The 25,890-nt window shown below is 57.7% G+C and carries 29 protein-coding genes, 1 tRNA gene and 1 pseudogene; 12 read left to right on the top strand and 19 right to left on the bottom strand.

Annotated features, from left to right (window positions below; all coding sequences use genetic code 11):
- Positions 1-8: 8 nt before the first annotated feature.
- Positions 9-245 (bottom strand): DUF4242 domain-containing protein, encoded by a 237-nt coding sequence (locus HWX69_RS15090; RefSeq protein WP_218644801.1) that lies wholly within the window; start codon positions 243-245, stop codon positions 9-11.
- Positions 246-464: 219 nt separating this feature from the next.
- On the opposite strand from HWX69_RS15090, the gene HWX69_RS15085 reads away from it, so the two are divergent.
- On the top strand, positions 465-764 hold the full coding sequence (locus HWX69_RS15085) for a HalOD1 output domain-containing protein (RefSeq protein ID WP_178917876.1): 300 nt from the start codon (positions 465-467) through the stop codon (positions 762-764).
- Between the two features lie 34 nt (positions 765-798).
- Here HWX69_RS15085 and HWX69_RS15080 read toward each other — a convergent pair whose 3' ends face one another.
- The 5 genes from HWX69_RS15080 to HWX69_RS15060 all read right to left on the bottom strand — a co-directional run bounded on the left by HWX69_RS15080 (position 799) and on the right by HWX69_RS15060 (position 3,779).
- Entirely contained in the window at positions 799-1,602 is an 804-nt protein-coding gene (locus tag HWX69_RS15080; RefSeq protein ID WP_178917875.1) for a TrmB family transcriptional regulator, read from the bottom strand.
- A 235-nt stretch (positions 1,603-1,837) separates the two neighbouring features.
- A complete protein-coding gene (locus HWX69_RS15075; protein WP_178917874.1) occupies positions 1,838-2,098 on the bottom strand; it encodes a hypothetical protein in 261 nt (86 codons plus the stop codon).
- Positions 2,092-2,382 (bottom strand): hypothetical protein, encoded by a 291-nt coding sequence (locus tag HWX69_RS15070; RefSeq protein ID WP_178917873.1) that lies wholly within the window; start codon positions 2,380-2,382, stop codon positions 2,092-2,094. The genes HWX69_RS15075 and HWX69_RS15070 overlap by 7 nt, the downstream gene beginning before the upstream one ends.
- Positions 2,383-2,572: 190 nt before the next feature.
- Positions 2,573-2,893: a HalOD1 output domain-containing protein gene (locus tag HWX69_RS15065; protein ID WP_178917872.1), complete on the bottom strand. Its 321-nt coding sequence runs from the start codon at positions 2,891-2,893 to the stop codon at positions 2,573-2,575.
- 88 nt (positions 2,894-2,981) lie between these two features.
- Positions 2,982-3,779, bottom strand: coding sequence for a TrmB family transcriptional regulator (locus tag HWX69_RS15060; RefSeq protein WP_178917871.1), 798 nt, complete (start codon positions 3,777-3,779; stop codon positions 2,982-2,984).
- A 220-nt stretch (positions 3,780-3,999) separates the two neighbouring features.
- Between HWX69_RS15060 and HWX69_RS15055 the strand changes: the two genes are divergently transcribed.
- The 5 genes from HWX69_RS15055 (at position 4,000) to HWX69_RS15035 (ending at position 7,822) form a co-directional block, all read left to right on the top strand.
- Positions 4,000-4,995 carry an alpha/beta fold hydrolase gene (locus HWX69_RS15055; RefSeq protein WP_178917870.1) on the top strand — a complete coding sequence of 332 codons (996 nt, stop codon included), beginning with the start codon at positions 4,000-4,002 and terminating at the stop codon, positions 4,993-4,995.
- Between the two features lie 113 nt (positions 4,996-5,108).
- Positions 5,109-5,474, top strand: a complete 366-nt coding sequence (locus HWX69_RS15050) for a universal stress protein (protein WP_178917869.1) — start codon at positions 5,109-5,111, stop codon at positions 5,472-5,474.
- Between the two features lie 102 nt (positions 5,475-5,576).
- Entirely contained in the window at positions 5,577-6,824 is a 1,248-nt protein-coding gene (locus tag HWX69_RS15045) for an RNA-guided endonuclease InsQ/TnpB family protein (RefSeq protein WP_178917868.1), read from the top strand.
- Positions 6,825-7,070: 246 nt separating this feature from the next.
- A complete protein-coding gene (locus HWX69_RS15040; protein WP_348643031.1) occupies positions 7,071-7,376 on the top strand; it encodes a DUF7562 family protein in 306 nt (101 codons plus the stop codon).
- Positions 7,377-7,555: 179 nt separating this feature from the next.
- Entirely contained in the window at positions 7,556-7,822 is a 267-nt protein-coding gene (locus HWX69_RS15035; protein WP_178917867.1) for a hypothetical protein, read from the top strand.
- 44 nt (positions 7,823-7,866) lie between these two features.
- Here HWX69_RS15035 and HWX69_RS15030 read toward each other — a convergent pair whose 3' ends face one another.
- The 4 genes and pseudogenes from HWX69_RS15030 to HWX69_RS15015 all read right to left on the bottom strand — a co-directional run.
- Positions 7,867-8,466, bottom strand: coding sequence for an LURP-one-related/scramblase family protein (locus HWX69_RS15030; protein ID WP_178917866.1), 600 nt, complete (start codon positions 8,464-8,466; stop codon positions 7,867-7,869).
- 227 nt (positions 8,467-8,693) lie between these two features.
- Complete coding sequence (locus HWX69_RS15025; protein WP_178917865.1) at positions 8,694-9,905, bottom strand: outer membrane protein assembly factor BamB family protein; 1,212 nt, start codon at positions 9,903-9,905, stop codon at positions 8,694-8,696.
- A 452-nt stretch (positions 9,906-10,357) separates the two neighbouring features.
- Complete coding sequence (locus HWX69_RS15020) at positions 10,358-11,602, bottom strand: RNA-guided endonuclease InsQ/TnpB family protein (RefSeq protein WP_178917864.1); 1,245 nt, start codon at positions 11,600-11,602, stop codon at positions 10,358-10,360.
- A gap of 191 nt (positions 11,603-11,793) precedes the next feature.
- Positions 11,794-11,913, bottom strand: a pseudogene (locus HWX69_RS15015) (IS5/IS1182 family transposase); the annotation flags it as partial.
- A 727-nt stretch (positions 11,914-12,640) separates the two neighbouring features.
- Between HWX69_RS15015 and HWX69_RS15010 the strand changes: the two are divergent.
- Both HWX69_RS15010 and HWX69_RS15005 read left to right on the top strand, forming a co-directional pair.
- Positions 12,641-13,555, top strand: a complete 915-nt coding sequence (locus tag HWX69_RS15010) for a hypothetical protein (RefSeq protein ID WP_178917863.1) — start codon at positions 12,641-12,643, stop codon at positions 13,553-13,555.
- 76 nt (positions 13,556-13,631) lie between these two features.
- Positions 13,632-14,744, top strand: a complete 1,113-nt coding sequence (locus HWX69_RS15005) for a M48 family metalloprotease (RefSeq protein ID WP_178917862.1) — start codon at positions 13,632-13,634, stop codon at positions 14,742-14,744.
- Between the two features lie 22 nt (positions 14,745-14,766).
- On the opposite strand, the gene HWX69_RS15000 is transcribed toward HWX69_RS15005, so the two are convergent.
- The 4 genes from HWX69_RS15000 to HWX69_RS14985 form a co-directional block, all read right to left on the bottom strand.
- The gene (locus HWX69_RS15000; RefSeq protein ID WP_178917861.1) at positions 14,767-14,943 is read right to left on the bottom strand and encodes a hypothetical protein; all 177 of its coding nucleotides are present in this window, start codon (positions 14,941-14,943) and stop codon (positions 14,767-14,769) included.
- A 65-nt stretch (positions 14,944-15,008) separates the two neighbouring features.
- Complete coding sequence (locus HWX69_RS14995) at positions 15,009-15,497, bottom strand: hypothetical protein (protein WP_178917860.1); 489 nt, start codon at positions 15,495-15,497, stop codon at positions 15,009-15,011.
- Between the two features lie 153 nt (positions 15,498-15,650).
- The gene (locus HWX69_RS14990) at positions 15,651-15,866 is read right to left on the bottom strand and encodes a hypothetical protein (RefSeq protein ID WP_178917859.1); all 216 of its coding nucleotides are present in this window, start codon (positions 15,864-15,866) and stop codon (positions 15,651-15,653) included.
- A 581-nt stretch (positions 15,867-16,447) separates the two neighbouring features.
- The gene (locus HWX69_RS14985) at positions 16,448-17,311 is read right to left on the bottom strand and encodes a hypothetical protein (protein WP_178917858.1); all 864 of its coding nucleotides are present in this window, start codon (positions 17,309-17,311) and stop codon (positions 16,448-16,450) included.
- Between the two features lie 857 nt (positions 17,312-18,168).
- Between HWX69_RS14985 and HWX69_RS14980 the strand changes: the two genes are divergently transcribed.
- The 4 genes from HWX69_RS14980 (at position 18,169) to HWX69_RS14965 (ending at position 23,255) form a co-directional block, all read left to right on the top strand.
- On the top strand, positions 18,169-22,257 hold the full coding sequence (locus tag HWX69_RS14980; protein WP_178917857.1) for a tetratricopeptide repeat protein: 4,089 nt from the start codon (positions 18,169-18,171) through the stop codon (positions 22,255-22,257).
- A 59-nt stretch (positions 22,258-22,316) separates the two neighbouring features.
- The gene (locus HWX69_RS14975) at positions 22,317-22,586 is read left to right on the top strand and encodes a type II toxin-antitoxin system HicB family antitoxin (protein WP_178917856.1); all 270 of its coding nucleotides are present in this window, start codon (positions 22,317-22,319) and stop codon (positions 22,584-22,586) included.
- Between the two features lie 3 nt (positions 22,587-22,589).
- On the top strand, positions 22,590-22,841 hold the full coding sequence (locus tag HWX69_RS14970) for a type II toxin-antitoxin system HicA family toxin (protein ID WP_178917855.1): 252 nt from the start codon (positions 22,590-22,592) through the stop codon (positions 22,839-22,841).
- Between the two features lie 153 nt (positions 22,842-22,994).
- Complete coding sequence (locus HWX69_RS14965; protein WP_178917854.1) at positions 22,995-23,255, top strand: hypothetical protein; 261 nt, start codon at positions 22,995-22,997, stop codon at positions 23,253-23,255.
- Positions 23,256-23,273: 18 nt separating this feature from the next.
- Here the strand turns inward: HWX69_RS14965 and HWX69_RS14960 are convergent, their stop codons facing one another.
- The 5 genes from HWX69_RS14960 to HWX69_RS14940 all read right to left on the bottom strand — a co-directional run bounded on the left by HWX69_RS14960 (position 23,274) and on the right by HWX69_RS14940 (position 25,817).
- On the bottom strand, positions 23,274-23,417 hold the full coding sequence (locus tag HWX69_RS14960) for a hypothetical protein (RefSeq protein WP_178917853.1): 144 nt from the start codon (positions 23,415-23,417) through the stop codon (positions 23,274-23,276).
- A gap of 25 nt (positions 23,418-23,442) precedes the next feature.
- Positions 23,443-23,784 (bottom strand): hypothetical protein, encoded by a 342-nt coding sequence (locus HWX69_RS14955; protein WP_178917852.1) that lies wholly within the window; start codon positions 23,782-23,784, stop codon positions 23,443-23,445.
- A gap of 49 nt (positions 23,785-23,833) precedes the next feature.
- Positions 23,834-24,172, bottom strand: coding sequence for a hypothetical protein (locus tag HWX69_RS14950; RefSeq protein WP_178917851.1), 339 nt, complete (start codon positions 24,170-24,172; stop codon positions 23,834-23,836).
- 15 nt (positions 24,173-24,187) lie between these two features.
- A tRNA-Gly gene (locus HWX69_RS14945) sits at positions 24,188-24,260 on the bottom strand.
- Between the two features lie 27 nt (positions 24,261-24,287).
- Positions 24,288-25,817 (bottom strand): TROVE domain-containing protein, encoded by a 1,530-nt coding sequence (locus HWX69_RS14940; protein WP_178917850.1) that lies wholly within the window; start codon positions 25,815-25,817, stop codon positions 24,288-24,290.
- Positions 25,818-25,890: the final 73 nt, after the last annotated feature.

The raw sequence follows: 25,890 nt of genomic DNA, 5'->3' as shown, positions 1-25,890 counted from the left end.
GTCAATATTTACTCGCCCTGTTCGACTTCGAAGATCTCGTCCGCGGTGAGACCGTGGGCTTCTTTGTGGACCTTCTCACCGGCTTCTTTGCTGGGGCCTTCAAAGAGGCAAAAGACGGCCCCCTCGTCTTCGTCCACCCAGTAATTCAGGTATTTCACACCGTGTTTCTCCTGGGTCTCGAGATCCTTTTTGTGAGCCTCTACAACCTCATCGACGCTTGCATCGACATCTCTGTGAACGTCCATATACAGTGGCATGGTCACATCGATATGGGGCCTGGCCATGGTTAGTTATTTAGCGTGATTTTGCGGTACGACGCAATTATTTCACCGAGAGACAGCGAGTGGTCGGACGCTCGCCGAGTAGGCGCGGCCACCTTCACGGCACCGACTAGCTTAACGTAGTGTTTTGATGATTCGGGTGAAAATCAAGTGCGTTTTGCTTGTCTACCACGAAACGGTAGTATGGAGTACGAGATCGGGCCGAACGAATCGATAAGTACGGCTGTCGTACGTGCGGTGAGCGCCGTCGAGGGTCGTGACCCACGGTCGCTCCGGCCGCTCGCTGACGTTCTCGAACCTGCTGCGTTGGATTCGCTGTTCGGGTCGCCGGGTGAGGAGTTCTCGCGACCAGGCGCCCGTCTCAGATTCGTCTACAGCAAGTGCTGGGTCACGGTCGACAACGGCGAGTACCTCACGCTAGAACCATTCGAATCAGAAATCCGCAACGAGCGTCAGGGTGTCACTGATAATGACGTTCGGTGATTGGACGAGCCAGTTGGCGGGCGCAGCAGAGGACTCACGAGGCGGGATCGCGCTCGGTCAACAGTCCCTGTGACATGAGTCGGCGGGCGATTACGATGAGACCGTTTCCGAACCCCTCTCCGAAGATTGCTTTTTCCTCTTTCGCCACGGGCATAATCGAACTCACGAGAATGGTCGAGCGGTCGATTAGCAACAGCCGACCGATGGCGGTTTCGTCTTCGGTGGAGTCTTCGCCGTGTAACCACTCCAGGCCCGATATGAACGTCGTGGCGTCAGGGATGGCGGTTTGAATCTGTTCCTGAAGCGGTTCAGTCAGTGCGCCGATGAGCAACTCGACGCCGCTTTCGACCTCGTTGAGGGTACCGACGAAGTCCTCGGTCAGTAGCGACTCGTCGCCGATGACGAGTACGATTTCGTCGGCTGCCGCGTCGATGAGCTCTTCCGTCCGATTTTCGATGCCGTCGTTTCCGGACATCGACCACACTTGCTGGACGGGTTCCTCGTCGCCTTCGTCGACGATTTCGACGGTGTCGAGGGCGTCCTGAAGTCGTTCGACGCGGGCCTCGTATTGGTCGCGGAGCGTTTCGGTCGCTTCTTCGAGGGAAACCGCGCGGAATCGCTGTGGACTCGAATGGTGGATTTCGACGAGGCCCTGGGCTTCCAGTACCCGAATCGCGTCGTACACCCTGGTTCGAGGCACCTCGGTCAACTCGCTGAGTTTCTTCGCCGTCCCTGTCTCTACCTGTGACAAGCCGACGAAACACCGCGCCTCGTACTCTTTCAACCCGAGTTGCTGGAGTACTTCAATCGCCTCTTCGATGTTTTCGGATGCGTTCATTGTGTCCCAACCGGCCCGTTTGAATGGGCTAGACTACCAATTGTGCCGGGATACGGATAGAGGTTGTCACTCGAACCATCACTCCGATGTCGCTCAAGAGGGTGGGGTTCTCGGAACGCGGATGCTACTCGATAACTGGACCGGATACAACGGCCTGTTGTAACTCGATGGGTTACAATCATCTCGGGCAAAGAAGCCGATGCAAAGCGAACGAACTCGGCCACGAATATCCCACTTAGCTAGTTTGTTCGACGCGGTCGACGGCGGTGTTGCACGTAGCACACGTGCGTTTGTCGGTGGCCACGTAGATGCGGTCACACGACGAACAGTTGTACAGGTGCGGTGATTGGGCGGCCGCAGAGTCGTCCGTGGCGGGGTCCTCCGGCCTCCCGCTATCCTCGCTAACCGGCGTGTGGGCCTGTGGCCACCCGTCGGCACCCCCGTCGGCGGCTCCCGTGTGCAGTCGGCCGAGTAAGGTCTTGATACTCCCTAACATATCTGTCCCTCCTCCGGAAGGTCGTCGTCGGGTAGTACGTCACGTTGGGCGTCCAACGCTGTGAGTATGGATTCGACGGCCTCGAAATCGTCGCCTCTGTTCACGGTGCCAGTCTCCCGATTCCACACGACGAGGTCGTTTTTCTCGAGCAGCGGGAGGTGGACGTGATGGAGCTGAATCGCTCCGTCCCCTTCGTCTCCGTCACCGGAGAACGGACGGACCTCCTCGTCCGTACGGAGTGCAATCAGTATCTGTCGGCGGCGCCCGTCCGATAGCGCGTGCATAACTCCGTCAAAGTCGTTCATCTTCCGAATAGATGGACACCGCTACCGTTTCAACTCGTCACTTTTCACAATTAATGGGTTTTTGATTATCCGAGAGACGAGACACGGCCGTCGGCCACTTCGACGGTATCAACGTATTCGGCGTATCCACTGAGACGCTGGCTACTCCAGCGCCACCTATGGGGCCGTCTCAGGCCTCTTCTGTGATGTGGCGAACGGCGACAGTCCCGTCACTGTGGACGCTCACCTCGTATTCCGAGACAGCAAATGAGACGGTAGTGCCGCCATTGGTTGGGCGTGTCCCAGTCGATTGAATAAGCCTGTCCAAGGCTTCCGAGTCGACAGAGTCGTACAGTGGCTCGATTTCAGAGGGGTCCGTGTTTGCTGCGATGGCTATCGTCTCGATGACGGCCGTACTTGGAGTGACCGACTCCCAGTCGAACTCGGTCTGAATCGTACTGTGCGAATCAGGAGCTGGCTCGCCGTCCCCTGGTCGATTCGGTATCGTCATGTGTGATACCACCAATGCGTGTGTCGGCGTGATTCAGTTCGTATATCCATGTGATAGGTACTGCACGGTGAGGATTCGGTAGGTTTCATCATTCCGGATTCTCCGTAGCGAGTCGCCAGGTAAAAATCGCCTTCAAGACGACGACCAGACTGTTCGTGTCGCCTTCACCCCAGATGGCGGTCTCCGACCGCGGGTCGGATGGCGATGCGTCCGTACCGTTGACGAGTGCGCTCACGAGGGTCTTTCGCCCGTCGATCATCATGAGTCGGCCCGCGGAGGTATCCGACCAGACCCACAGCGACTCGAACATCGTCGCTCCGGGGATGTCCTCTTGGATGCGCTCTTGGACAGCTGTCGAGACGCCGCCAAGTTTGATGGAGACACCACGCGCTGCGGCCTCGCTCAACGCGTCGATTAGGTCGTCCGTGAGGAGGTCCTCGACAGTCATGTAGACGATTTCCTCCTCCGCGTTCTCGAAGAATTCGATGACTCGCTCCGTGACCGACCGCTGTCCATCGACCGTCCAGACGCCTCGCTGTTCGGCTCGTCGTTCGACGGGTTCGATCTCGCTTAGTGCCGCCCGAAGGACGTCAGTCCGGTTTTGGAGTTCGTGTTCGAAGGTTCGGCTTGCAGTTTCGGCAGAAATCGCCCAGAACTGCTTGGGTGAGGACTGGAGGATGTCGACGAGTCCCCGGTCGTGTAATTCGTCGATTGCATCGTACACGCGGGTACGTGGTACGTCTGACACCTGGCTGATGTCTCTGGCCGTTCCCGTCCCCAGACTCGCGAGGGCGACGAACGTCCGTGCGGCGTACGCACTCAACCCGAATCGCTCGAGTTGCTCGACTGCTGCGGATTGGGGGTCTTCGATTGGGTCGTTGTTCATCGATTGGGCTGACAGCCGGTAGTACGAATCCGGTCACACGACGTGACCGGGCTGGCACACAGCAGCACGGTGGTTGGGACACAGAACTGACCTGCGTGCAAGTGAGTAGTCGTGGTCTAGTACATTATCTCTTTTGTGATTAAGCGGGTGACAGTAGTGGCAGGGGTTTTCCCGGAGTTGAATCCCCTAAGCACTTGTGAGCAGTGGCCGTGGTAGCGTCATGGATAACCTGGTCCCCAGACAGCCGGATAACGGGGACGGCGAAACGGGGCGTCACGAGAGGGGACTCGGCCGGTGGATTCGCAGGTCTGTCGCAGGCGGCATGCTGGGTCTGGCGCTGTATGCGGGCTACGAATCGGACCGGGAGCCGGAGATACTCCGCGAGCGGTACACGTATCCGGATTCAGAGTTCGTGACCGTCGACGGGTTGGCCGTTCACTACCGCGATGTCGGCCCCGAGGACCCCGACGCGCCGACGCTGGTGTGTTGTCACGGGGTCTTCTCGTCGCTCCATACCTGGGAGGGGTGGACTGAGGAACTCGCCAGCACGATACGGGTCGTAAGCCTCGACCTCCCTGGATTCGGCCTCACTGGCCCCCACCCGGAGGGACACAACGGCATCCAGGAGACCGTCGACTTTCTCGCGGCCTTCCTCGACGCCGTTGGCATCGAGCGGGCGTCGCTGGCTGGTAGCTCCCGGGGCGGCGAGATTGCCTGGCGATTCGCGGTTGACTACCCCGACCGCGTTGACCGTCTGGTGTTGGTCGGCGCGGCGGGCTATCCACGCACGGAGACGCGGTGGCTGCGACGGGTACGGGACCTCGGCCCGCTCTCGTGGCCACTCAGACACCTCACGCCACGAACCTTGACGATGCTCGCTGTGCGGAAGGCCTACGGCAACCCTGCGCGGATGGCACCCGAGACGGTGACTCGCTATCACGACTTACTCCTGCGGGCGGGCAACCGCGACGCGATCGCCGATCTGGACGTCCAGACCGGCGATCGGAGCGCCGACGTCCCGCTGGTCAACACGCCGACGCTCGTGCTGTGGGGCAGCGAGGACGAGATCATCCCGCCGGCACACGGCGAGCGGTTCGCCCGCGAAATCGCTGGTGCCGAACTCGTCGTCTACGAGGGGTTAGGCCACATCCCGATGGAAGAAGACCCAACGCGGACGGCTCCCGACGTCCGGTCGTTCCTGCTGGACGGAGAGTGATGCACCCGAACAGCCAGAAAAATCACGTGTAACAGAGACACGCCTTGACGGAGTTCCTACACGGGGTGTTCTGAGCAGTACACTCTTTTCAGTTCGGGTCAAACGCTCTTCGTATGCCCGAGAACGTTCTCATCGCCTTCGACGGGTCGCCGCTTGCCGAGCGTGCGCTCACGTATGCAATCGAGAACTTCTCGGATGCGACCCTCACTGCGATTTACGTCATCAATCCGATTAACTCGGTGATGGACGTAGAGGCCGGCGGTTTACCAGCGGCTGAGGACTGGTACGACAATGCCAAAGCGCGTGCAACCAGAATCAATGGGACGGCCACGGAGATCGCGGCTGGACACGACATCGACCTCAAGACGGTCACCGAAGTCGGCCGGCCCGCACGAGCGATCCTGAAATACGCTGACGAAGAGGATATCGATCAGCACTTTCGAGGTGGAGCCCCCAACCTCAAGGAGCGAACGGAGTGAGCGAGTAGGTCGGGGAGGAAACCGACATGGGACGACACAACCGCCACACTATGACCGATCGACTCCCAAGTCTATAACTACCGTCGGGTGTTCTCTGAAAACATGGGTGTGCGTCGAACCGCCGTCGTGAAAATCGCCGTTTCCGACGAGCAACGCGACGCACTCCACCGAACCGCCGAGCAATACCTGTACTGCGCGAACCGAACCGCCGACTACTGTTGGTCCGACACCTCCTATACCGAGTGTAAGACCAACAAACGAGAGGTCCGTGACGCGCTCTACTCCGAACTTCGAGAGGAGACAGACCTACAGGCCCAACTTGTCCAAGCCGCTATCAAACGCGCTGTCGAAGCTGTCAAAGCGTGTGTCGAACGGTGGAAAAAGGGACAGCGCGTCTCTCAACCGACGTTCACCGCCGAAACGATGGACTACGACACGCGGAGCGCGACCTTCTACCGGAACAAGGTGTCGCTGGCAACTGTTGAGGGCCGAGTCGAACCGTCGTTCGTTCTCCCGGCAGACAGTCCGACGCCCTACGAGCGGTACGTACTCTCCGAGAACTACGAGTTCCGCGAGAGTACGCTTCGGTACGACGTGGCCACTGACGAGTTCTATCTCAACCTTTCGACGCGGCGAACAGACGGTGACGATGAGGTTTCGGAAGACACCGGGCACCCCGACCAAACGGTCCTCGGTATCGACCTCGGCGTCAATAGCCTCGCTGTGTCCTCAACCGGCACGTTTTGGCAGGGGGACGACTACGACCACTGGTGTCGTGAGTTCGAGAAGCGACGTGGCGAGATGCAACGGCGCGGCACGCAGGCCGCACACAAGGCCCTGCTTCGCCTCGGGAAGCGTGAAGAAGCCTGGCGCAAACAATACATCCACACGGTCGCCAACGAACTCGTCGAGGAAGCCCTCACTCACGACTGCGACGTGATTGCGTTCGAGGATTTAACCGACATTCGAGAGCGGCTTCCACACGCGAAGTGGCACCACGTCTGGGCGTTCCGACGCCTGCTTGAGTACGTCTCCTACAAAGCCCCTGAACAGGAGGTCTCCGTGGAACAGGTCGAGCCGAATCACACATCCCAACGCTGTTCTCGAACGGACTGTGGGTTCACACACGAGAATAACCGCCACGGAGAACACTTTGAGTGCCAGAAGTGTGGGTATGAGGTGAACGCGGACTACAACGGTGCGAAAAATATCGGGCTACGGTACGCTCGAAAGCGGACACACAGACTCCGTTCCTCGCCCAAGCCGGGGAGCGGAGACGCAGAAGTAGACCTGCGTATAAATGGTGGGACGTTGAACGGCGAGAATCACCAGCCGATTGCTGGCGATTGATTGCTGGGAGTCCACATCAAAGCCCCACCCTCAAGGACCGAGGCGCGGAGCGCCGAGGGAGTAGGGTGGGGTAGTTTACTCCGCGGTAGCGGGTCTCCATCTAGATATGCGGTTCGACGAAAACGACCCGGTGGAAGCCGGTAGGAGTCGCGCCGAGCGATCGAACGCTTTCCCCGAGCGTCGCGGTTCGATGTGGTCGCCTTCGACAGCCGGTGTGTCGACCGAGACGTTCGACGAGGGACGGTGATGCCGATGGGACGCTGGAACACCACTGACGCCGACGACGATTCGGTCGTTTGCATCGCCTGTGGCGACACCGTCTCGCGATCGGCGGCGCGGGAGTACGACAAGTACGGCGACCGCTGGGACCGTGACGGCAAGCGATTCGAGTACCTCTGTAAGCCCTGCGACAAAGAGCGATGTAATCACTCACGGGACGGCTTAGAGGCGTTGCTCGTCGAAGCCCACGCGGGTAAAACCGACGACAAGACGTTTCTGCGGAACTTCGCGGAACTCGTCGAAGAGGACGCTGGCGCGGAATCGAGGCCCTGAGTGTTCACGATACGTTTCTCGGTGAATCTTGGTGACGCCGACCGTTCCACCTCCCAGTACGTCGGCCGAATGAAGAGTCAACACGGGCCGTTCGTTTTCAAGTCTATCGATGGCGTCCGCCTTCTGACTTCGTCCGTCATTGTTACAGTTTTATTTCGGGGCAGGTGAATTATGAGCATATGTTCGAAGCGTTTGAACGCGGCGACCGTGTTGAGATCTCGTATCTGTCTGACCGCTCCGGCGGTGAGGTATCACGGACGGGCACCGTCCTCCAGGTCCCCGAGTCGGAGGGCAAGCGTGGTTTCTTCGTCGAGACCGACGACGATCAGTTGACGGGCGTCATGGGTGGGCGGGTGTATAGCCTCTCGGTGGGGACGGAAGATGGCGAGCGAACCGTCCAGCGGAAGACCTACCTCGGCGAACTCGAAGACGTCACGGCAGCGTAGCACGGGCTACTTCGGGTACTGTGAATGGGACTTGTGTCGAGAACTCAATTTCCCTGAATCGCATCGATGACGATTGCTGCGATCACGACTGGCTCGGTCGGGATCGAACTTGTATCGGTAAGCGTAATCTCGTATTGATCGAAGGCAAACAGAGCGAATTCACCCTCGATAGAGCCGACTTGATTGCCTGCTGAATCAGTTACCTCGTACTGGTGAGCGATCCCTTCGCCGGCCGGCAGGAACGTCCGTGCGAGGGTGATGAGTGCGCCACGTGAGTTGATCGTCGCAAGCAGCGACCCATCGTCGACATCGCGGAGTCGCCAGGTATCTTGCAACAACGAAAAGTCATTGTCGAAGATAAGGAGTTCTTCGTCGGTCTGGCTGTCCGTGAGGAGATAATCACCGGCGATATCCCACGTATCGATAGCTTTCACACGACAGATCTCAGTACCGTCAGCATCCACGAAGGGAAATTCGTCGTTTTCTTCGTACATCTGGTATGTGGTGCGAAAAATCGTGTCGCCTGTAACGTCCGTCGCTTCGTACTCTGGTCGAAAGTTCTTATCGCGGCCAGTCTGCTCAACCGTATATTGGCTTCCCGAGAGGTCGATCGCAGAGAGTTCATACTGTTGGGGGGCTGTCATCGTTTGATATGCTCGACCATCGCAAAAGTAAGTACCGTCTGTGGTACACGATGAACTGCCTCGAGCATACTTCAATCGAAAATTCCACGGATCTGCCGTTTGCATCGTGTACCGACACGAAACTGCCAGTGTAGATACCCAGGGCGTCGAAATACTGGCTGCCGGGACAAGAGATACCCGCCGCATCGCCGCAGCAGAACGAACTCCTGAGAGCGGACGGTGCGAGGCTAGCTATCTCGTGTGGGTACGTCACCGAGCGCCCCGAGACCATCCATGGTACTGGCGGTAAAGAATACGGCTCCATCAACTAGCACAGGTGGTGTCATCACATTTGGTGACCGATTGAATGCGTAGTACCAGCGCATCTCTCCTGATTCGCAATCGAACGCACTGATTGTCTTCTTCCCAGGTGCGAATTCGGGGTCGTTTATCGGGACAATGACTGTTTCGGTTCCCACACAGATTCCCGGGTCATACACTGGAGCGTCGCGACGCCATCGTTCCGTTCCAGTTTCGCTGTCGACCGCGACGGCGCCGGAGGCGCTGGTAGCGAATACGGTTCCGTCGGCAACAGCAACCGTCTGCGGGATTCCAGAAGCACCCTCGCCGAACGAGTGGAGTTCGCGGCGCCGGTCGCCGGTTTCCCTGTCGTAGACGACGAGCGTTCGGTCCTCGGAGACGACCACTCCCTCCTGGGTGGCGACAGGCGCAGCGGACTCGGGCGTGGACGTGAGTTCACTCCGCCATAGCTCCGAGCCGTCATCCAGTGAGAACGCAACGAGAACCGGTGCTCCATCCACGTTACCGACCGCGAACACACTCCCAGCGTATACTGCAGGCGCACGGACAAGTTGGCGGACCGTGTCGGTTTCCCAGTGTTTCTCCCCGTCAGTTGCCCTGAATGCCTCGATACCGCTCTCGGAAGCAACTAATACGGTTCCGGTGGCTTCGTCTGCGACGAGCAATTCCCAGTTGTCGAGGCCGTTTGTCGGTTCCGTCCAGATCCGCTCACCCGTCTGGGGATCGAGTGCCACCAGTTCGGTGTCGTATGCCACGAGACATCGATCGTCGACGACGACAGTTCCATTGTCCCCGCTGGCGTTGAGGGTGGTCCGCCATTGTTCGGTGCCGTCCTGGGCGTCGAGTGCAATTGCACTCCCGTCGTTGCTGGGGTCGAAGTTCGTCGTGTACACAGTCCCGTTTGAAACCACGGGTTGCCAGCGTGTGAAGGCCTTCGACGTCCATGCCAGATTCCCCTCCGATGGCACGGATACGTTCGATGCGAACGAATTCGTGCCGTCGGCTCCGTACTGTGTCCACGCTCCGGTGGGAACGTCCGGCAGGGAGGTATCTGAGTCCAACGACGGGATCGTCGACAGACATCCTGAGAGTGTACCTGACCCGACAATTGCTGTCGATAGGAACGTCCTCCGGTCCATATTAATATTATTTTGATAATTTAACAATCATTCTTCCGATATTGACATCGTTAGGTAATTCGACCGACGTACCATACCATGAAGAGCGAACTGGTAGAAAATTATTTGTTACCCTCGGGCCCGACGTGTACACAGAGCGTGTACCTATTATTCCGGATCTGTCTCCGAGAGCAATATCTATCTGGATGGCTCTGGTGAAGTTCGATTTGAGAGCCCGCCTCAGTTGGATTGATATTAGTTTGAGATATTCCTGGCTGAAATAACCGGTAGTTAGAACTACGAATGTCTCGGGGACAACCGCATTCAGAGATACGGTATCAGACCGAGGATGTAGACGATTTTCGTTCTTCCCACGCGGCAACGAGTCCGCGAAAAAATAAGCCGAGGAATCCGATCCACAGTAAAATTCCACTAATCAGCCCGAGTGGGTAGGGAAGTAAGCTGACCCACCCCTAAAGGGGTGGGCTTTCAGCATGGACTCCCGCTCTGGCCGAATCTTCGGCAGGAGGCACATATCCTCCATTCGCGTTCAACATCCCGCTGTTCAGGGCAATGCCTACGGATGCCCCTCCGTCGCCCCCGGTTTGGTTGCGACGGAGATACCGCAGTCCAATATTCTTCGCAGCATTGTAGTCAGCGTGGTTCTCGTACCCGCACTTCAGGCACTCGAACGCCTCGCTCTCACGGTTATCTGGGTGCGTGAACCCACAGCGAGAACACCGCCGCGACGTGTTCTCCGGGTCTACTTGGTCTACGTCGATACCGTACTCGGCGGCCTTGTACTCGACGTACTCGTACAGGCGGTTGAACGCCCACTTGTGCCCCCACGACGCACGAGTGCGGTCACGAATGTCGCTCAAATCCTCGAACGCGATCACCGAACACCCGTATTCGCGGGCTTCGCTGACTAACTCATTGCTGATTCGGTGGAGCGTTTGTTTGAACCGACCTTCCTCTTTCCGTCCAACCGCCTGTATATTTTCGTGCGCCCACCGAGTGCCATGCGCCTGTAAGTCACCGCGACGGTTCTCGTATTCACGCCGCCAGTGGTCGAACTCGGCACCCGTCCAGAAGGTGCCCGTACTGGTAACGGCAAGGTTGCGGACGCCGAGGTCTACCCCGAGAACCGTTCCGTTCTCGGTGGCATCCTGGTCCGGCGTGTCAGACTCCACTTCCCGTTTGCAGTGGATGTGGAGCATCCAATTGCCATTTGAGTAGTGCAGTTCCGCCCCCGTTGTCTCGTACTCGTCCGAGAAATAATATTCCGCATGGGGCGTCTCTCGCTCATCGTCAGGAAGCACGTAGTCGGCTTCAATGCGGCCGTCGACGGTAGCCAGCGACACGTAGTCGTCGTGGAAGGTGGCGGTGCGGTGATCGTACACGAGGTGTGGACTCGTGAAGTGAGGCATCGACGCGTTCGTTCCTTGCTTCCACTTCTCGACGACGCTCTTGCAGGCGTCGGCGGCCTTGTTTCGGGCGGCTTGGACGTGGTTGCTGTGCAACGCCGTCTTGTCGCGCACAACGTTGTAGGTGTCGTCGTGGAGCGTCGTCTTGCTTGTCGTGACGTATTCACCCTCGAACGCGTGGCGCGTGACGTAGTTGGCGGCCCACAGGAACTCGTCGATGGTCTCTTCGAGGAGTGCGGCGTCGGCACTATCCACGTCAAGTTTCACGGGGACAGTTCGACGCTTCTCCATACATCAAATGGATACTATATGATTCAAATATATTGGGGAGTCGGCCCTGCCGTAGTCGGTGGGTTGTCGCACTGAGTGGACGCGCTTCCTCCCACCCCTGAAGGGGTGGGTTTCCGCGCTGTTACCGCTATGACTTAATTTTCTCCCATTCACCCTCAGTTGAGGATAACTGTACAACCTATATCTACCGTTCAGAGGGCAGTGTCGCTGGTGTGAGTGAGACAGCCAACAACGAGTTCACGGAACTGCTTCCATCACCGTCGTGAGCGGACGAATGAGCCAGGTTTCCGTTTAATGTGTGAGTTTACAGAGATTCGAGGAAAAAGCCCACGACTATTGCCGTGAGAGAAGTCACGTAGACGTGCTAATATACTACCCCTAGCTTCTCCCAGGTCCCGTTGATAATTCGAGAGACATGCGGCATAACGAACATCGATTCAGTAGGTGCACCTATCCTACTCACCGTATGTGATCAGATGTACCTGTTCAGCGGATACCATACGTGACACAAAAAAATTAAGACTTGATACAAGACGTGAACGTGGCAATAGCATGCAAAAGATCGGACTGCGAATGAACGCACTCGGACTGTTACTCAGTATCGTGGGTACCCTGTTGCTGTTCCTGCATACGACCAGCCAGTACAATTCGGCCATTCAGGACATGGGGTCGATAGCTGTTGGATACCTCGGCTTAATCCTTCTTGGAGTGTCAGTTTCTGTGACAGGAATTGCGCTTCTCTTAAGCAGTAACGGTGATTGATGGGGGTTCATTACACCAATAAGCACAATTCCGATTTGAGTTATCGGGGCATTGAAACACGCTGCTTGGCAAGAGTCTGATACTCGTGATATTGAGTAAGCATTACCCTCCACATGAACAGATCTGTCAGACGGAGACGCTTGGGGCCCAATATCGGTAATCAGTGAGCAAGTAATGAGTACGCAATATACTCGACGGACGTTGTTGACAACACTCGGTGCAGCGGGTGTCACGAGTGCCGCTGGCTGTTTCTCGCTCGGAAATAGTCGCTTTCGATTGAGTGCGTACCCGGTCGAGAATCCGTACGCGAAGTTCCTGTGGGCGGATCCAACGGCACAACGAGCGCAGTTCGCTATCGACTACCCCGACGAGTACAAACAAACGGTCTACGACAATCTGCTTGCAAGTGGCTCCGTGACGGTACTTAACTACGAGTTGGCCTACAAATATCAGTTCGGCTCCGAGCAGCGGGAACGACCGCAGTTCGCCACAGACGGTGACCGATACTACCGAATCCATGTCGAGACCGTCCAAACCGTCGAACGAAACTGGTGGGAATTCTACCTCGACCTCCAAGATCCGGACCAGTCCGACGGTGTCGAATCGACAACGGTACCAGTCACGTCGCTATCCGATCTGGATCAGCAGATACTCCAGCGGGCAATGGAAGCTGCTGCCGCGGATCGAGACCCTGCGATTGATGTCGGTGACCGGAACCCAGGTTCTCGTGGTGTGCTGTATCACCATCATCTGGATGCCGATGAGAGCGATTTCGTCCCATCACCGCCGTTCGAGTATCTCCAGCACAACGACCATCTGTTCCAGGCCCGAGCCGAACAGAATGCTGTTCCCGTAACCGAACGGACATTCACAGCCGAGCCGATCGGAGACTCTCAGTCTGAATACGAGCAACACGTAGACGACACCGTTCTCGAAGTCGATTTCTCGACGGTTTCGCTCTCAAGTGAGGCGACAGAGGTACTCGAAACGGCAACAGATGGACGACCAGTCTCTGGGTTCTATGAAGAGTCACCACCGATGTCAGACGGGCTCGAAGCAGTACTCACGCAACTCAACGCTGCAAGCCACATTGGAGCACACAGTGACTATGCTGAGTACACGACGTTTCCGAATATGTACGCGATCTACGACGGGAACTGGTTTGAATTCGATTTAACTGTCTATCCGTAAATGAGACCTTCTCTATTACACGATCGTAGCCGCGAAAGCGAATATCTTACAGTTCCTGATTAACTACCGCCTGTCTATGTCCCTTGCCCTCCAATTCGGTTCAGTGATCGCGTTCCTCGCTGTCACACTTCCAGTATACTGGGTGCTCTCTCGACTCGCGCTCCGGACATCCGCTCCGACCGTGTGGCTTCGTCGCCTCCTCATCACCCTGATTCCAGCCGCTGTGAGCGCAAGTCTTCTATTTATCGCCGCAGGCACCGATGACGCCGCCCGAAACACCGTTACAGGACTCCTCCCTGAATCTGCCCCGCCAGCAGTATCGTCACTCGCCGGTGATGTTGCGGCGCAGTTCGCGCTGTTTCTCTCGGCGGCCAGCGTGACGCTCGCTGCCTACACCGTTGTCGTCCCTGCAATACGAACGGCTCGGGATATCGAACTATCGACGTGGACAGCCATCCGTCGGGCTGGCCGGTTTGCCCTCCTCCTGACGGTCCTTCTGACCGTCGTGTTCGTCCCATTCCGGCGTATTGTAATGGGTGAGGATCTCGGGGTGGCTCCAGTGACGCTCATACTGTTGGTACTGCTGTTCCCGTTCGTAACGTCGGTTCTCTTCAGGGTCTTCCGATCGACCCGTGCTCCGACGCAGGAGGAGCGCGATAGGATCGAAGCTCTCTGTACACGCGCTAGCCTGGACGTGGACGATGCCCGAATCCTAACCGATGCGACCGAGACGCTAGAGATCCATCTCCGTGGACTTCCGGGACAACAGTCCCTGTACGTCTCTGCGTCCGTACTGGAACGATTCGATGACGAACCGCTGAGTGCGCTGCTGGCGGTGAACGGCGGGAGCGTTGCACATCATCACCGGGCGATCAAGGTCTATTCACTGCTCGGGTTCCTCGTCGTTGGCGTAGCAACACTCGCGTGGGGCTCGACACTTGGGTATGTGATAATAATCGGACTCGCGCTTGTGGGTTGGCTACCAGTGCTGTGGGCCGCACGGCGGGCAGTTCGGCGCGGAGACGACGATGCAGCCGACCGGGTCGGGGCAGCGACTGTCGCGGACGCACTCGAACGTATGGCGACCGAACAGAACCTCGACATACCGTCTGGTGGGGTCGGAACGATCTTCAAAAGCCGCCCACCGTTAGGGAACCGAATTGACCGCCTCCGGAAACAAGACGGATGAAACAACCATTCGGTGAACGTGCTCATCCGTTGATTACATTCTCAATTATGAGGGCACCAATAGCATAGATTGGGATTACGAAGAGTATCAGAAGCACTGGAATCACGATGAATTCTGGCGTAGTCCCATCCCCAGTTTCGTATATAAGCGCTGCTAAAAGGAACACTATCAGAGCGAGAAACAGTTCCGTCCGATTCATATTAACTAGAACTCCAGGATGGTGTTACGAGTTTTGACGTGTGTTTATAATAGCTACCGGTCATTCTAATCAAAGTTCCAGAGGCCATCGACCGAGTGGATGGTGAGGTATGTGCCATCGGAGGAGGCGGTAACCTTGGTATGGACTTGGACTCGGTTGAAGTTCTCCCGTGTCGTCGCAACGTTGAAACTGCCGACCGACTCGTCATCTTCGGCCCACTCGGGGCTGGTCGTGCCGATTACATAGCGCACGGAATCGAACTGTTCGGTAAGCCTCTCGTGGAGCGAATCCGACACGGTCGGCTTTCGGGGTATTGGAAACTGATCTGTCCACTCCTCGTTGAGGTAGACGAGATTCGGAGGTGCACCGTTTTCGTAGCTGGCATCGACGTGGATAATCGAGACTTCAGTAGTCTCGCCTTGTTCCTCTATGAGGCCGTCTATCAGCTTGAATTGTACGTATCCTTCGACGCGCTGGGCAGAGTCGAGACACCCGGCCAGTGCGAGCGGGACGGCAGTCCCAACGGTGGTCAGGAACGCTCGTCTGGAGGGCATATGAGTTCAATTACTGGTTGAATTCGGGATACATTAATTGAATCATTTCATCAAGCCTTGGCCATTCTCGAGACCCTGACTCTCCGTAAGTTCGGCTCTCTTGGGATCCTCCGTAATGGGACATGCTAAATCGCTGTGGGCCGTCCAGAGAACTCACCGACCGCGAGAATAGATGGCATGTGAGATAATGAATACAAACGCGGCAGAAAAGAAGATGCCCAGTATCTCGATAGCTAACTCGCCTATGACCCAGTACTGGTACGAGAGAACAATAAACCCAGCAAGTAGAGCCGCTGCGAATCCGTTTCTGTAGCTTCTCGCTTTGTCTCTATCTAGGTCCGAATCCAAGATTACGTCTGTGATTCCCATGGGTGAGAAGGATCACAGCTAGGGATAAATGTTTGTCCGAAAAACACAACGTGGCAGGGACGTGCGTACTCGTCAGTAACTTAATGTACGTATGATGGTGTGTCTGGAGGTTGTGTTTTCAACAGAGCCGATTTGTGGACTCTCCTTGGTCTTTCATGGACCCGGTGGCGGATAGTGTGGAATCGCTTTCTCGATCCTCCCGCCGATATGGTGGAGAACTCGCTCGATGAAGTGGGTCCATTCGAGTAGTGTCGATCGCTCACGATTTTCGGACATCCGATATTGAATCTGAAATGATGTCAAAAACGACAAACCCAATGAAAATCGCGGTGCTATAGAGTAGAAATTCAATACCGAGCCGTACCGGTGTAGCCATTCCCTCCGTGTAGGCGTTGAAGGCCAATATCACGGCCGATGCAATTGCTGCCTTTGGAAGGTGAGTTGTGACCAAACTACGGAGACCCATATTCTGGATCAATCCAATCCCAGTAAATAACTGACTTTTTCGCTGAAAGATGGGTTCCGACAGAGCCGCTATCGTCACCGGAGGAGAACGCCCACGACGAAACTTGGGTGAGTACTCACAGTCGAGACACAACCCGCCGATAGATATCGATTCGACGCAAACCGTACTCAATACCGCCAGCGATGAGCAGTATCCCCAGATACAGGAACCAGGCACCAAAGTAGAGCGCGTGAGGATCCTCGACACTCGCCGTGAACTCGGCCTGAACGTTGAGCAGGATGAACAACGTGAGAAGCGTCGCCGGGGCGAGCAGTCGGTGACGAACAAGTAGATACAGCGGGACAGCAGCGAGTATCAACATGCCGATTGCTCCGAAGAGATACAGCGTCCACTCTCTCCCACCGGAGAACGTCACGCCAAGTCTGGCGGCGAACCACACCATGACCACTGCGTGGATGATGCCGCCCGCCGTTGCCACGGCTACCGCTCGTTGACGTGAGGCCGGAATCGACAGCCATGGAATTGCCTCACGGCCGGTCGGGAGGGCGTTCCAGGTGCTTCGGCTGACGTATTCGACGAGGCCGAGAAACAGGAATCCCACCGTCCAGACCGATGCGTTGACGATGTATCGGACGATGTAGAGGCCATCCTCTACGATCGTGATACCGGTGGGTTCAGCAAGCCCCTCGAGTTCGGCGGCATCGCGAAACGTCGGTCCTGGCGGCAGGAGTTCCATCCCAAGAACGTAGCTTGTCGTGATGGCGAGTGCAACGAGCGGTGTGGCGAGTCGGTACCGGAGTGCGAGCCACACCGGAAGCGCCGCTACGAGAACGAGGCCTCCGTATCGCCAGCCTATTCCAACGGTCGAGTACTCTCCCGGGCTGACTGCGTAACCGAGGTGGAGCGCAACGGCGAGCAATCCTGTAGCGTGTACAACGCCGACGACGAGACTGATGATGAGCGTGCGGGTGGAGGGCATCGAGTGGGCTGTGTGCCCCACGGATTTTGGTGTTATCGCTCCGGAATATCGTCGGAGTCGGCGCTCACCGACTATAAACAGTCGATCAAGCAGTTCTGCAAGTGGATGCATGACGGCGAGGAACCATCAGAGACAAAGTGGGTTCAACGTGGCCGCCGGTCGTACGTCTCCTCACGGAGCCCTTGGGCTGAGCCCTCGGTATTCGCCCGTGGCCACGAGATGAACAGACGCAGTCAGTGAACTGTCTCAGGGTCAAGTGGTTCGAGACGCCAAAGGCGTCTCGTCATCACGGAAATCTTCGATTTCCGAACGACCCTGAGGCACTCGGCCTGCTCCGCCTGTAGAAATCGCTGCGTGTTGGGCATTGGGAAGGGCTTCAATCTCGAAGGCTTTGCACTCCGTAAATCACGACTAGCAGTAAACCCGCCGCGACGCCTATCGCAATATGACCGCGAATCGATGGAAACACGGTATTTATCGCGATCGTAACGCCGATGAGCACACCCGCGATGGCCACCCACTTCAAGATCGCCGCCAACACAAGAAACGCAGAGCGACCCGGACTGGATAACTCTTTGCAGACCCGACTGACGAACACCGCTGCGTAGGTCGCACATCTACTGACCGACTGTTTTGGCGTATTTTGTCGAGACGCATCTGTAATCGACGTGTTCCACAAACCACTCGGTATTGACCCCATCGGTAGTCCATCATTGGTCGAACAGGCGTGTCGCGCCGTCAATCCAATCGATTTCGTAATAGCCGGATTTCACAGAGACGCCAAGAGGAAGCCCACGGCTTAAACCGTGGGTTACCGACGTGGACAGGTATTTCTGGTACTGGGTTCGTTTTTTCATATGGTCGAAGAGCAGGCTGTCTCGCTTTTTATCAATCTCGCTGCGACCGGGATTACAGCGGGATCTGGGGTGGCGTCACGGAAGGCCCAGGACGTGCTTCGGCGACGGACCCATCAAGAGGATCTCGAACATGTCGCAACCGAGTTCAGCAAAGCACTGCGGCAGTCGATCGTCGACGTCGATGCACGGACGGACACGAACGAACTGGCTGCCGTGGCCGACAACTGGGAGGCAGTCATCACCGAACTTGCGGGACTCTCAGAAGACGCCAGCCACCCGGTCCATACTCCGGGCGAGCGTGACCAACTTGACTTCTTGCTCCACGCTGATACCGAGACGGATGCGGTGCAGGAAATCACCGAAGCAATCGCGACGGCGAACGGCTTCGATCTCGCAGACACCCCGCAACTGCGCGGGGAACTGACTGACGCCGTCGCTGAGGCCTACTGTGAGGCGCTGGTTGACTTCCAGCACCGCATCGCTGGGACCGACCTCGCTGACGTGTTCCAGCAGGAACTCGGATTGCATCTCTCCGATCAGCTTGCGGACGCTCAGCAACGGTTGACGACGCTCACCGAAATCGGCAATCAGTTGCTCACTCAGGATGCTCGCAACGAAGGGTTCCGCCAACTGTCACCCCCATACTTCCAGCGGACACCGGTCACCCCCGAGTTGTCTTGGCGGACGACGTTCAGTCTCGCTGATGTCGCCGCAGACATCCCAGCACAGCGGACGGGAATCGACGCAGACGTCGCCAGTCAAGAGTTGCTGGAGTCGCTCAAAACGGGGACGGACCGACTGGTCATCGGCCGGGCTGGCAGCGGCAAAAGTACGCTCTGCAAACAGGTCGCAATCGAGTGGTATCGGAATGACGACACTGGGCCAGTGTTCTACCGTGACACCGACCGGGCGGGGAGTCGCTTCGAAAGTCGTGAGTCTCTCCGACAGGCGATTGAGCACGCACAGGGCCACGTACTCGTTGGGGTTGAAGATGTCGTGCGCTCGGACGCCAGAGCAGTGCTGCGGGTGGTGGAAGAATACGACGACGACCCGGAAGTGAGCTTCCTGCTGGACGCTCGCAGCTCGGAACTGGACGATGAGATGGGCGCCCGCGGCTACGATGAATCCATGGCTCGCCGAACGCGGGCGATTATCGACGATGTGACGCCATACACGCTGCCAGTGATTTCGAAACCCGACGTCCAGCGAGTCGTCGATTCGTTTGAGGACGCCACCGGCCGAACGGTCGCCCAGTCGAGTTCGGAACTATACGAGACGGTCCGTAGCGAGGACATTGACGGGATCGGCGCGTTCATGCTGTTGGCATTTCACTTGCCGTTCGGCACCGATTCAGTCGAAAATGATGACCAGGCTGAAACCGGCTTGGAGGGGCACGTCCGTTCGCGGTATGAAACAATCAACCGGCCGGCCGATAGGCAGTCTCTCCGGGACCTCTCGCAGTTCGATCCTGACCTACTGGCTGACGTGGCCGTAATGGTGAACCTGTTGAACGCCAGTGGAATCGGCATCTATCCCGAGCTGGTCCACGCGCTCGGGTACGAGTATGGACACGACATTGACACTCACGATGAAATTGCCGCGATTCGCGACGCGCTGACCGGGTGGTTCCTCTATCCTGTCGAGACGGGTGAACAGGCCCACACAACCCATCCTCTGTGGTCGACGCTGTATCTGCGTGTGCTGGCCCAAGACCATGCTGACCAACAGGCCGATAGTCGGCGACGGCGTCGCTCTGAGCCACGGACCGGACGCTGCCTGGACGCCCTGTTTCGGCTCTTTGACGACACCGACCACCACGAGTCGACAGCACGGGAGTTTCCGCAGTCATCAGTGTTGACAGAGATTGAAACTCTCCCGAGCGAGACAGCCGACGACTACGTCAGGTCGGTGATGGACCTCTGCCGTAAATGGCCGATTTTGGGTCCATTGGTTGGGACATCGGAAACCGCTCGCTATGCGTTGCCGGAGTGTTGTCCGGACAGCAGCCACCAACAGGCCCGCCTCAGTCGGGCGTGGACACACCTACAGAACGGCTCGAAAGACCACGCAAAATCGGAGTATGAGACGGTTCTCGAACGGTCGGACATTCTCCACCCGAGGGAGAAGGTCGCTGCGCTTGCCGGCCTCGGTACCATCGCCCACCAACGGGGCAACCCGGAGCAGGCAAACGACATTCAGGAGGAACGGCTCGAGATCTGTCGTAGAGCGGGGTATTCAATCGGTGAAGCCGACGCCTTAGACAGCCTCGGGAACATCGCACTCGTCCTCGGAGAGTATCAGACAGCCAAAGAGTACTATCAGCAGAGCCTCGACCTGTTTCAGGACGTCGGGTTTTCCTTCGGTGAAGCACAGAGCCTCAACAATTTGGGCGTCCTCGCCCAAGAGATGCGTGAGTACGAGCGGGCCCGAGAATACCACAGCCGTAGCCTCGACATCTACCGTGAGCTAGGGGCTCGGCAAATGGAAGCCCGCGTTATGAGCGCGCTCGGAAGCGTCGCTAAGTCACTCGGAGAGTTTGAGTCGGCCCGAGAGAACTACCAGCAAAGCCTCGCTATCAGTCGTGAAATCGGTGATAGCTTGGGTGAAGCGAAAAACTTCGAAGGACTCGGAACAGTAAGTGAACAGGCCGGAGACCACCAGCAAGCCGAAGAGTACTACGAGCGAAGCCTCGAACTGTTCGAAGCGGTTGACGACCCGCGCGGGCAAGCCTCGAGTCTCAACAATCTCGGCGATATCGCCAAGGAACGTGAGGATCTCGAGCAGGCAGAATCGTACTATCAGAAGAGTCTAGCGCTCTATCGGGAAACCGGTGACCGCCGCGGTGAGGCAGGCAGCCTCAATAGCTTCGGACTTATCGCACGGTCACGTGGGGACCTCGAGATGGCACATGAGTACTATCAAGAGAGTCTCGAGATCTTCCGAGACATGAATAAGCGCGGAGACGAGGCTTTGGTGCTCACGAATCTCGGAAACCTCGCTCAAGATCGCGGAGATCTTGCAGAAGCGATATCCTACCACGAACAGCGCCTCGACATCTCCCAGGATCTCGACGACAGCCAAGAGGTCGTAGCAAGCCTTACCAGCCTCGCCGATCTTGCAGAGGAACGTGGCCACCTAGAGACTGCCACCGAGTACTTACAACGGAGTCTCGACGCCTCCCGTACCCTCGATGATCGCACAGTCGAGGGGGTACTTCTTGAGCGTCTCGGTGAGGTTACCGGAGACCGTGGCCAATTCACGCGTGCCAGAGGCTACTATCAAGCGAGTCTCGAAATTTTCCAGGAGATCGGTACTCCGGCCGATACTGTTCTCATTCAAGTCCACCTCGGGACGCTCGCGCTTCTCCTCGGCGAGTACCACCAAGCAAGAACGCATACCCAAGAGAGTCTTGCAATCGCGAGAGACGTCGACCATGCTCCTGTAGAGAGTCTCTGCCTCACTCTTCTCGGGGAAGTCGCCCACCAACTGGGCGACTACGAGACAGCCACCGAATATCTCAACCAGAGTTTGGATATCGCTCGTGAAATCGGACACACTCGAGGAGAGACCAGAGTGCTCAGAACGCTTGGCGAGGTGGCTCGGAGCCAACAGGAGTACGAGGACGCCAAGAGATACCACCAACAGAGTCTCAACAGCTATCGAGCGCTCGACGACGAACAGAACCAAGCCGAGGTGCTGAGAGACTTCGGAACGACGCTGTTACTGGAGGGTCGTCCCACCGAAGCCCGAACTCACTTCGATGAGAGCCTCGATATGGACGTCGAAATAGAGCATCCTCGACAGGAGGCGCTGTCTCAAGGTACACTCGCAGCTCTCGATCTCGCCGAAGGGGAGACTACCACAGCGAGAGACCAGCGTGATGAAGCGATTTCGTCGCTTCGCGAGATGGATCTCCTCCCTGATGAACTTCAAGTTCTCCGTATTCACCTGCAAATCGAACGCGAGTATGGCGACGACGAGGTAGCCAGAACGCTCTACCAGCACGCTTGTGAGCGAATCGAGAACGCTGACCTGCCGCTGGACTCCCACCGCGAACGACTTGACCATCAGGTTGGTCCGGTTTTGTGATTCGTCGCGAGGAGCGTTCGCCGAACGCTTATACGGCCCGTCACCCAATACCACTCGAGATGGCCAGTTCGACCCAGGACGGAGAAATCCACGACGGAGAGATCCGACTCTGGCAGGAGGACGACTGGTGGATCGCCAAGGACGTTGAGACAGGGGTCACCACCCAAGGTGAGTCCCGGGAGGCAGCCTTAGAGAACCTCGACGACGCCGTGGCGTTGCACACCGGCGAGTGTGGTCGAGCGCCGAGCGACGATGAGCTTCGGGAAGCGGGCATCGATCCTGCAGACAACGTCACAGGCGACCAAGACCCTCCGGACGTACTCGACTGATCGATGGGACGGCGGACATTCTCCGGCATGGAGGTCCTGAAAGTACTCGTAAATACAGGTGGGTTTGAGTGGCGACGGACGACCGGTGACCACGCGCAACTGTACTACGAACACCCGTCAAACGAGGACGACCGCCGGCAAGTGACGGTCCCACTGCACGAGGAACTCCGTATCGGGACACTTCGCGACATCGCCGAGAGTGCGGGGGCACACGACTTCGACGCATTCTGTGAGTGGATCGACCGGAACGGCTGACAGGGTCGTGTCTCATCGCTGCTGCATCCATTTCCTCTCTCGGGCGCCCAGAAAGATATGAGGATGCGGTCCACCTGTACACGCTTTTCGAGGAAGCGCTTAGTGTCCCCCGCCTCGAAGAGTGGGGCACGCGACTTGCTGTCGAGACCGAATATGAGCGACTCAAACGCGCCTGACCACCTCGCTGCAAAACACGAACGCAACCGCGAACAGCGGATTGCGGGTATCAAGCGATGGGTCGAATACATCACGTCTGAGCCACCGGAGACGTGGGGGCCACAGCAGAATGCGGTCGTCAATGATCAACTCGAGGCCGCCCAAAGCGTCGAGACATCGGCCTCTCACCACCAACACGTGAAGACAGTTGCAAAAGACATTCTCGAGGAGAACGACTCCGACGACGAATCGAGCTAAGTGCGGCTTTTTTGAGCGTCATTGCCGTGGTTTTGACGTTGTCATCACGTCCACGGCCGACCGCGGCTGCCCGGCGAGTTCACAGAACTGCTCGCTGTGGTTGATGCGCTCAAACAGCTCTCCCAAGAGCTCGGGCGCAAACATCTCGTTGCCGTCGAACACCGCTCGTGCCTCGTCGGGCAGATAGTCACTCGCTGCCGGTGTTGTTGAGCGCGCTGTTCAACTCGAAGAGTTCGCGAACGACGTCGCTGTCTGCGACACGGTACCGGCTCGGGGACGTATTCGGGACTTCTTCGATGAGCTCGACCTCAAGCAGAAGGTCGGTGTAGTTACCGACTGTTTGCCGCGTGACGCCGGCGTGCTCGGCAAATTCGCTTTTGTTGAACTCGCGGTTCGGCGGGAGATCGAGCAATGCGTCGACGAGAATCGGGATGGCGTCGTGTTGAGTGAGGTAGAGCCACCCGCTGGGATGTTCCTTTCGGAGTTCCTTCTTTTCCCCACGGTCAACCGCGTGTTCCATGCTGTTCATACAGAGAGACATCCGGATAAATCGTCGAGAGTGGCGTGTTCATGACGTTTCATTTGATCCGCTCAATCGATTCAAGACCGGGAACCTCGGCAAGCCAGCATCTCACTTCTGTATCGGTCATCGCCGCGGTCCACCGAAGCGTGATACCGACGGTGACGACCGTGGCCGAAAGCTTCGGGTCGAGACTGTGCAGCTCGTCAATCGAGACCCCATCGATATCTTCGCCCCGCGAGAGGCGCTCTTCGGCGTCGGTGACGATATCGCTGTCTGCGCCACATGGGATCCGGATCGTGACGACAGCAGCCGTAGTCGATTCGGTGTCGTTGTCACTGGTGATTGCCATAGTGTCACCTCTGTTGAAGAGCGTCGCTCGGGCTGTTTGGTCCACGAGCTGCGCTCCGAGTGCGCGAGGAGCGATTCGAACGCCCGTCTCGGTCGTGGCACGACCGCGTGATACCGAACTACACTACTCGCGCGTGACGAAGAAAGATGAGAAGACCGCGCTATGCAGGCTCAAAGGCTTCGATTTCATCGATGACCTGCTTCGGATTCTCGGCGTGTTCGATGAACAGGAGAACGTTCTCCGACCACCCGGAGACGTTGTAGACGTTCTCGTATCCCTCGGGAGTTACGAGATTGCCGTAGGACGCAAGATCGACGAGATACAGCGCGGTGTCCGAGGAGACTTCATCCCGATACGCATCGAACGCGTCTTTGACCGTCTGGGTATCGCGCGCCGTGGATGGCGTGCTGTCCCAGATCTGCATGTCGGTGAAGACGACGACTCGCTCAACGGGTTCTCCTCGGTCGCGGAGATACTCGAACGCCCTCCAGCCGTTCGTCGAGTTCCCGACGTCCTCGTCGATAGCCAGTACCGCACCTTGACGCTGCAGTACTGGCGTGTCGACGTGCATCGGAACGGTCTGGAAGTCGTCACCGAACCCGCCGACTTCGGCACCTTGGTCGGCCAGAATCGCACCGAACAACGCACCGATTTCCTTCAGCCTGAGCGTGCTGTTCGTGGATAGCGCTATGTCCATCGACCCTGAGAGGTCCACGGCGACGAACGTGTCTCCGAGTCCGTCAGGCACCGTCTCGACAGCGACGTCGATTGCGTCTTCGAGCCACTGCTCGACCGCCGGTGCCTGGACATCCGTGTCTTGCAGCGCGGTGTAGGCCTGGTAGTACCGGAACGGGTACAGCGGCGCGTGCCGGACGGCCTCTAAGTCGAGGTGATTCACGACGGTGTCCTCCGGAACGCCGGCTTCGAGCATGTTCCGGAGGTTCCGGATCGACGCGAAGATGGGCAGCGTGTACTCGTCGTCCTCGATGAGCAGTTCCCAGGCGTCTTGGGTGTTGCCGCGCTCGGAAATGACCGTCTCCCACGTATTCGGCGCCGGCAACGGGTCGACGTCGGGATAGTCGTCGAGGCCGCCACGCATGAACCGCTCGAAGAGCGCTTCCTGCTCGGCGTCGACAGGCGTGGGGTGGACACGGTTGAAGACGTCGTGTAGCGTCACCTCGCGCCGCGACAGCTCGTACTTGCCCAGCGTGTAGGCGTCGGCCATCTCCACCAGCGCGTCCTCGATCCCACGTCGAAGCGGCCACGGCGCAGTCCCGCCGAACAGCTGATCGTGGACCGCGAGCGCGGTGGCTGTCTCGTCCATCCGCTGGATGATCGCCGGCGCCCATTCGCGGATGAGCGACTCGGGGGAGTCGTCCTTGAACCGATCGTCGTTGGCTGCCAACACGAGCAGTACTTGCGGGATGTCTCGCAAGTAGAGCTCCTGGCGCGCATAGGCCGCGAGCTTCAGGACGAACTCCGGGTTGTCGTTTGCGGCGGCATCGAACTGGCGAACGACAGCAGCGAGCTGTTCGTCATCGGTCTCGTAGAACGAGCCCTCTAGCAGTTGGTTGATCGTGCGCTTGTACAGTGCGAGTCGGGGGTCGGCAGGCTCGAACGCTTCCCCACCTTCGTAGTTGGTGGTCCGCGTTGCCTCCGCGACCGTTTGCTTTGGCGTGTTGAATTCCATCCTATCACCTGGAGCCGCAACAGGCGACTCCGATCGCAGCTGCCCACACGCTCTGTGAGCAGCGAGTATCGGG

The sequence above is a fragment of the Natronomonas gomsonensis genome (assembly GCF_013391635.1).
Taxonomy (GTDB): Archaea; Halobacteriota; Halobacteria; order Halobacteriales; family Haloarculaceae; genus Natronomonas; species Natronomonas gomsonensis_A.
This window is presented reverse-complemented; position numbering and strand designations above follow the sequence as displayed.